6 protein-coding genes and 1 pseudogene are annotated in these 6592 nt (G+C 71.0%); 1 reads left to right on the forward strand and 6 read right to left on the reverse strand.

The window, feature by feature from the left end; all coding sequences use genetic code 11:
* The 3 genes from TA90_RS06095 to TA90_RS06105 form a co-directional block, all read right to left on the reverse strand.
* On the reverse strand, window positions 1-1040 hold a 1040-nt coding region (locus tag TA90_RS06095; protein WP_043535142.1), incomplete at its 3' end, for an Hsp70 family protein.
* 473 nt (window positions 1041-1513) lie between these two features.
* Window positions 1514-1963 carry a VOC family protein gene (locus TA90_RS06100; protein WP_043535144.1) on the reverse strand — a complete coding sequence of 150 codons (450 nt, stop codon included), beginning with the start codon at window positions 1961-1963 and terminating at the stop codon, window positions 1514-1516.
* A gap of 304 nt (window positions 1964-2267) precedes the next feature.
* Window positions 2268-2996 (reverse strand): M50 family metallopeptidase, encoded by a 729-nt coding sequence (locus TA90_RS06105; RefSeq protein WP_197067860.1) that lies wholly within the window; start codon window positions 2994-2996, stop codon window positions 2268-2270.
* A gap of 112 nt (window positions 2997-3108) precedes the next feature.
* Here TA90_RS06105 and TA90_RS06110 point away from each other — a divergent pair, with 112 nt between their 5' ends.
* Window positions 3109-3474 carry an RNA polymerase-binding protein RbpA gene (locus TA90_RS06110; protein ID WP_043535137.1) on the forward strand — a complete coding sequence of 122 codons (366 nt, stop codon included), beginning with the start codon at window positions 3109-3111 and terminating at the stop codon, window positions 3472-3474.
* 66 nt (window positions 3475-3540) lie between these two features.
* Here the strand turns inward: TA90_RS06110 and TA90_RS06115 are convergent, their stop codons facing one another.
* The 3 genes and pseudogenes from TA90_RS06115 to TA90_RS06125 form a co-directional block, all read right to left on the reverse strand.
* The gene (locus TA90_RS06115; protein ID WP_043535139.1) at window positions 3541-4302 is read right to left on the reverse strand and encodes a polyprenol monophosphomannose synthase; all 762 of its coding nucleotides are present in this window, start codon (window positions 4300-4302) and stop codon (window positions 3541-3543) included.
* Window positions 4299-6002, reverse strand: coding sequence for an apolipoprotein N-acyltransferase (gene lnt / locus TA90_RS06120; protein WP_082031521.1), 1704 nt, complete (start codon window positions 6000-6002; stop codon window positions 4299-4301). Before lnt ends, TA90_RS06115 begins: the two co-directional genes overlap by 4 nt.
* Before the next feature lie 2 nt (window positions 6003-6004).
* Window positions 6005-6592, reverse strand: a pseudogene (locus TA90_RS06125) (DEAD/DEAH box helicase); the annotation flags it as partial.

Consider the following 6592-nt stretch of genomic DNA (forward strand, 5'->3'; position numbering starts at 1 on the left):
GCACTGTGGGGAGAGCGGTGCACGCGCCGTCCGTAGCGGCTGCGCAGTTGCCGGGCGATCGCCGGGAGCTCCGAGCCGCCACCGACCACGTAGAGGCCCGCCACGTCGGCCGCCAGGGCACTCGCCCCGTCGCCCAGGTCCTCCATCAACGGTTCCATGGTGGTGATCGTCGAGGCGATCAGCGGGTCCACGGCCTCGTAGTACCGGGCGACGTCCACGGACACGGGGTGGTCCTCGACCTCGAGGGTGATCCACCGGCTGCGTGGGTTCAGGGACTCCTTCGCGGTCCGGGCCGCGTCGACCAGTCCCTGCCACGCGACCTCGCCGAGCTCCGCCCGGGAGGTGCCGGCCCCGGCGGCGGCGAGGCCCGCCAGGACCTCGTCGAAGTCGTCGCCGCCGAGGAGGTTGTTGCCGCGCGAGCCCAGGACCTCGTGGCTGGTGCCGTCCACGGAGACGAGCGAGACGTCGAAGGTGCCGCCCCCGAGGTCGTAGACCAGGACACGGCGACGGCGTGAGTTGATGGTGGCAGCGTGGCGATGGGTGTACTCGAAGCCCGCGGCCGAGGGTTCGTTGACCATCGCGAGGACCTCGAACCCGGCGGCCCTGAAGGCCTCGAGGGTGAGGAACCTCTGGGCGGAGTAGGCATGCGCCGGGATCCCGATGACTGCCTCGAGCGGTTCGTCGGCGGGAACCTCGGAGACGGAGGAGCCCGTCCTGACCATGTCGCCGACGTGGGCCAGGAATCCCGTCACCAGACGCAGGAGGTTGACGTCCCTGTTCCCCAGACGCACGGTCGTGGCAGGGGTGACGTCCGGGTCGGCGAGCAGCCGCTTGAAGGAACGCAGGTGGGGTGCACCCTCGAGGGCGAGGCGTTGCGCCTCGGAACCGTACACCAGGCGGTCGCCGTCCAGCGCCGCGATGGAGGGGACGAACTCCTGCACGTCACCGCCCTCGTCGTCGAAGGCGATGACGGGGTAGTTCCCCCGGTCCACCTGGGCGGCGGTGGTGCGAGTCGTGCCGAAGTCCACACCGAGTCTCATGCCTCCGAGGGTAGTCGGTGGGTGGCCGGGGCACGTCGACCAACGCGCAGGCCACGGGATCGCGCCCACGCACCTGCTCGGGTGGCGCCCTGACGCGCCTGCTCGCGATGACGTCCTCCGACGGGACGGCAAGTTCGCACACGATCCGTGTCAGAACTTGCCTCCTCGTCACCCACCCCGGTGCCGGAGCATACACACCCCACGCGTTTCCGCAGGTCACAGGCCCACCCGAGCTCGCCGCCGGGAACACCCTCCGACGAGACGGCAAGTTCGCACACGAACCCTGTCAGAACTTGCCTCCTCGTCACCCACCCCGCAGCGGGAGCACACACACCCCACGCGTTTCCGCAGGTCACAGGCCCACCCGATTTCGCCGCCGGGAACACCTTCCGACGAGACGGCAAGTTCGCACACGATCCGTGTCAGAACTTGCCTCCTCGTCGTCAACCGGGGGAGTGGTCGCACCCAGCCCGCTACACGAAGGAGACCGTGTCGTCCTCGTCGACGTGCCACGCGGGGTTGTGCGCCACCTCCCACAGGACTCCGTTCGGGTCGGCCACGTGTCCGTGGAAGATCCCGCCGAAGTCGCCGTCCTGGGCGGCCTTGACGAGGGTGCCACCGGCTGCCTCCAGGGCCGCGAGGGTCGGTGCCACGTCCTCCCGGCGCGGGACGTTGTGCGACAGGGTCACTCCGGAGACACCGTGCGCAGCGGACACTCCCGTGTCAGCCACGCCGGCTTCCAGGTCCCGCCCGAACTTGTCGGCGTCGAAGAACCCCAGGACGAGACCGGGGGCGACCTGGAAGAAGACGATCTCACCGGGCTCGTCGTGCAGGGGCGTCCACCCGAGCCCGTCGCGGTAGAACCGCCGAGATGCGTCGAGGTCAGGAGTGGCAAGTGTGAGGAAGTGCAGCTGTTGCTCCATGGCACCAGTCTGGGGCATTCCGTCGTGGTGGGCCCGGTGGGAGCCGCCGCCATCCGGAGGGGTCCGACGGGACGCCCGGCCCGGGTCCTCGTCCCCAGGAGAGATCCGGGGACATCCCGGAACCGCGCAGGAGGAGACCAACCGGGGAGGGACCACGAACCGCAGGGGGAGGACACCCGGCGCTGTTCCCCCTCTAATCTGACATAATGTACATTATCGGATCACGGATGAATTCCGTCCTCCCATGGGAAGGCCGCGGTGCGCGTCCGGTTCCGAGGAGGTCACCCCTTCGCTCGACTGGCGATCAGTTGATCGCAGCTGTCACCGGGGCGACCAGGACCCGGACTGCCCACCAGGTCGCGGCAGCACCGATGACCGCGAAGGCAAGAATCCACAGAGCCGCAGGGATCCGCGTCATGGCAGCCAGCACGCCGGGGTCCTGACGGCGGTCCCCGTTGACGGCGACGTTGAGCAACTGCCTCCACCCACCCGCAAGCCCCAGGACACCGGTGGCGGTGACCACGGCGGTGCCGAGGTCCGGTGCGCCCCACCACCACAGCGCGACCGTCCCGACGAGCAGCGCCAGCATCACGACCACCGTGTACACGGACCGGGACCTGAGCAGCCCCACCAGCAGTGCCACGATCGCGAGGAGCAGGACGACGCCCGTGCGTCCCGCCCCGACGGCCACGACCAGGGCCGCTCCACAGACGAAGGGCGCAGGATAGCCCGCTGCCGAGGTCGCCACCAGACCCGGGCCCCTGCCGCGCCCGCGGGTCACGGTGTGGCCGGACATGTCCGGGTTGATGACCAACCCCGTGAAGCGACGTCCGCACAGGACGCCCACCAGGGCATGCCCGAGCTCGTGGACGACGGTCACCGCCGTGCGCGTCAGACGCCACAGCGGCGTCAGCACGAGGAGCAGGCCGAGGACGACGCCTGCGAGCACCCACACGTCATCGGCCGTCTGGCCGGCGACCAGTGATCGCCCCAGGTGGTCCAGCAGCTGGTCCCAGAATCCGTCCACGTCCACCTGCGCATTGTGCCAGAGCCCACCCGGAGGCGGGCACGAGGGGGTGACGGATGGGAATATCCGCTAGGATCTGGACGTTTGGGACAGTGTCACCAATCCTGAGGAGGAACCCATGGCAGACCGCGCGCTTCGCGGCATGCAGATCGGCGCCAAGTCGATGGAGTCCGAGGAGGGTGTCGTCTTCGCCGACCGCTTCACGGCCAAGTACCTGTGCCCCAACGGCCACGAGTTCGAGATCCCCTTCGCCACCGAGGCCACGCCTCCCGCCACCTGGGAGTGCAAGTGCGGGGCGACCGCCGAGATCGTCGGCGACGTGCCCGAGGAGGAGGACGCCAAGGCGGCCAAGCCCGTGCGCACGCACTGGGACATGCTCCGGGAACGCCGTTCCATCGAGGAGCTCGACCAGGTCCTCACCGAGCAGTTGACCCTGCTGCGTGAGGGGCGCCTGCGCCCCGAGGGCTCCTACCGCAAGAGCTGAGCGACCCGTTCCCCCGCCAGACGCACGAGCCGGTGTCACCGATCCACGGTGGCACCGGCTCACTCGTCACCGGCCGTCCCTGTCCCGTCCGGCACGCCCCGTCCAGCGTGCCAGGCCCTGCCGTGTCACCAGACCCAGCTCCTCCCAGAAGATCTCACCGCTGAGCTTGGAGACTCCGAGCCGGCGTTCGTCGAAGCTGATCGGCACCTCGACCACCGCAGCCCCCGCCCGCACGGCTGCCGACGTCATCTCCACCTGGAACCCGTACCCGGCTGCCCCGACGGTGTCGAGGATCCCCGATGCGGCCAGGAACGGGGCGCGGTGAGCACGGAACCCGGCGGTCGCGTCGTGCACCCCCAGTCCGAGCATCGCCCGGATGTAGAGGTTCCCCGCCCGGGAGAGCAACTCGCGGGAGCGCGACCACCCGACCACCTCTCCCCCGGTGACCCACCGCGACCCGATGGCGAGGTCCGGGCGGTCCGGTCCGTCCAGGCGCGCCACGAGTCTCGCCACCTGCTCGGGGCGGTGGGAGCCGTCGGCGTCCATCTGGACGAGGACGTCGTAGCCGGCGTCCAGCCCCCAGCCCAGCCCCTGCACGTAGGCACCTCCCAGGCCGGACTTCGAGGGGCGTTCGAGCAGGTGGACACGGGGGTCCACCTGTGCCCGGGAGCGGACCCACCCACCCGTCCCGTCGGGCGAGGAGTCGTCCACGACGAGGACCTCGGCCTCCGGCAGGGACCGGTGCAGCCGGTCCACGACCCCGGGCAGCGACTGGATCTCGTCGTAGGTCGGGACCACCACGAGGATCCTCGGCGACCAGTGCGTCATGACCGTGTCCCTGCCTTCCGTCCGTGCACCCGTGACCTGTTCCGCACCGCGAGTGCGGCCCCTGTGGAGCCGGTCCCCATCAGCACGGTGGCCACGATGGCGCACCAGGCCGGGAAGTCCGCCAGTCTCGCCGCCGGGGTGAGCGAGGTGCGCAGCGGGACGTCCGCGACCAGGAAGTCCGCCACCTGCTTGTCCGTCGCGGCGACCACCGACCCGTCGGGGCGCACCACCACCGACACACCGTTCGTGGAGGCCTGGACGGCGGAGCGCGAGAACTCCATCGCCCGGAACCGCAGCATCTGGGCCTGCTGGGTCGACTCCGCGGAGTAGCGGAAGTGGTAATTGTTCGTTGGGATCACGATGATCTCACCACCCATGCGCACCCCCTCCGAGATCAGCGGCTCGTAGGCCACCTCGAAGCAGATGCCCACCGCCATCGGCACGGTGCGGCCGTCCTCCAGGTCCACGCTGAGCAGGCCCGGGTTGTCCACCGACACCATGTCGACGGAGACCTGCGCGGTCTCCGAGGCGAGGGAGGAGACGAAGCGGCGCCAGGGGATGTACTCCCCGAAGGGGACGGGGTGCTGCTTGCCGTAGAGCTGGGCCGCGGGTTCCGTCCGGCCCGGGTACCACAGCCCCACCCAGTTGGTGCGGGTGGACTCCCCGTACTCCACGAACCCGACCACCGTCGGTGCCCCGACCTCGTCCACCGCGTCCGCGATGAGTCGCGCCGTGGCGGGGTGCGTCCTGGGGTCCAGGTCCGCGGAGTTCTCCCCCCACACCACCAGGTCGACGGGACGGCCGGAGGCCGCCAACTCGTGGGTGACCCTCGCGTGGTTGCCGGTGACCCTGTTGGGCACGGAGAAGGTCCGGTCCCCGGGGATCTCGACATTGCCCTGCACCACGCCGACGCTCATCGACCCCGCCTCCTGCGAGGTCGGCAGGGTGACCGCCAGCGGCAGGACGAGGACGGCGAGCGCACCGACCAGGGCCGTGGGTCTCCCCCACCAGTGGTCGCCCTCGTGGGCGGGGACCAGGGACACGGAGCGGCGCAGCAGCACCGCGGCGACCACGGCGAGGAAGGACACGAGGACCTCTCCGCCCCACGGTGCGAGGTGCCCCAGGGGCGCGTCGACCTGGGCGTAGGAGATGTTGGCCCAGGCGAAGCCCCCGAAGGGCACGCGCGACCGGAGCTGCTCGATGCCGACCCAGGTGACACCGAGGACCAGCGCCTGGCCCCACACGGTGCGAGTCCAGCGCCACACCCTCGCCACCGACACCGTCCAGGCCCACAGCGCGAGGGCGATGACCTGCGTGAGGGACAGCGCGACCCAGGGCATCCACGATCCCGTGGCGATCAGGACCCACTCGATGTGGGCCATCCAGAACGCCAACGCGTACAGCGCCGCGTACCAGGTGGCGCGCCACGCCCCCACCCGGTCGATGACGGAGACGAGCAGCGCGAGGGAGGGCACGAGCAGGAACCACCAGTTCACGTCCGGGAAGGACGCCCAGGTCCCCACGGCCGCCAGCGCCAGGCAGAGGTAGTCCCGCCACCGCCGCAGGGGGGGCAGGGGCCCGAGGATCCCCGCGTCCTGTGCACCGGCCCCGCCCGGGGGGACGTCGCGGCGGGCGGCGGGGTGCGGGCGGCCCGGCCAGGCGCGCGAGGGAGTGGGGACCGACGAGGGCGACTGCGCCATGTTCACACCACCGACCACGCGACGACACCGCGGACCAGCAGGTCACGCGCCTCCACGGCCCGACGTGCCAGACCGGCTCGGTCGAGGCGTCTGAGCTGGTCGAGGAGGTCCATCACCTGGCGGACCCAGCGCACGAAGTCGCCTCCCTGCAGGTCGGCCGTGGCCAGGGCCGTGGCGAGTGAGGATCCGCTCGCCCACGCGTGCACGGCGGTCATCAGCCCGGGTTCCGCAGCGGGTGTGGGGGTGGCACCGGCCCGTTCCTCGGCAGCGGCCACGCGGTCCTGGGCCCGCAGGGTCAGTGCCCATGCGCGGGCCAGTCGCCCGCCCGTTCCCCCGGGCAGGTCCATGTCGGGCTCGTGCTCGGAGCGCGCCTCGAAGACACAGGTCGAGGCGACGGCGGCGAGCTCCGCCGCGTCCAAGCCGTCCCAGGCACCCGAACGGACCGCCTCCACGACGGTGAGGTCACGCTCACCGAAGACGCTGCGGAGCTGCTCCCCGGCGTGGGTGACGTGCTCCCCCTCGAGGAACCCGAGGTCGTCGAGGACGGCGCAGACACGGTCGAACTCCTTGGCGACGGAGTTCGTGCGCCC

This window comes from Actinomyces polynesiensis (genome assembly GCF_000820725.1).
GTDB lineage: Bacteria > Actinomycetota > Actinomycetes > Actinomycetales > Actinomycetaceae > Pauljensenia > Pauljensenia polynesiensis.

Excerpts from the sequence above, each read along its gene's own strand:
- TA90_RS06115 (WP_043535139.1), bottom strand. The coding sequence starts at position 4,302 with ATGACGCACTGGTCGCCGAGGATCCTCGTGGTGGTCCCGACCTACGAC.
- lnt (WP_082031521.1), bottom strand. The coding sequence starts at position 6,002 with ATGGCGCAGTCGCCCTCGTCGGTCCCCACTCCCTCGCGCGCCTGGCCG.
- TA90_RS06110 (WP_043535137.1), top strand. The coding sequence starts at position 3,109 with ATGGCAGACCGCGCGCTTCGCGGCATGCAGATCGGCGCCAAGTCGATG.
- TA90_RS06100 (WP_043535144.1), bottom strand. The coding sequence starts at position 1,963 with ATGGAGCAACAGCTGCACTTCCTCACACTTGCCACTCCTGACCTCGAC.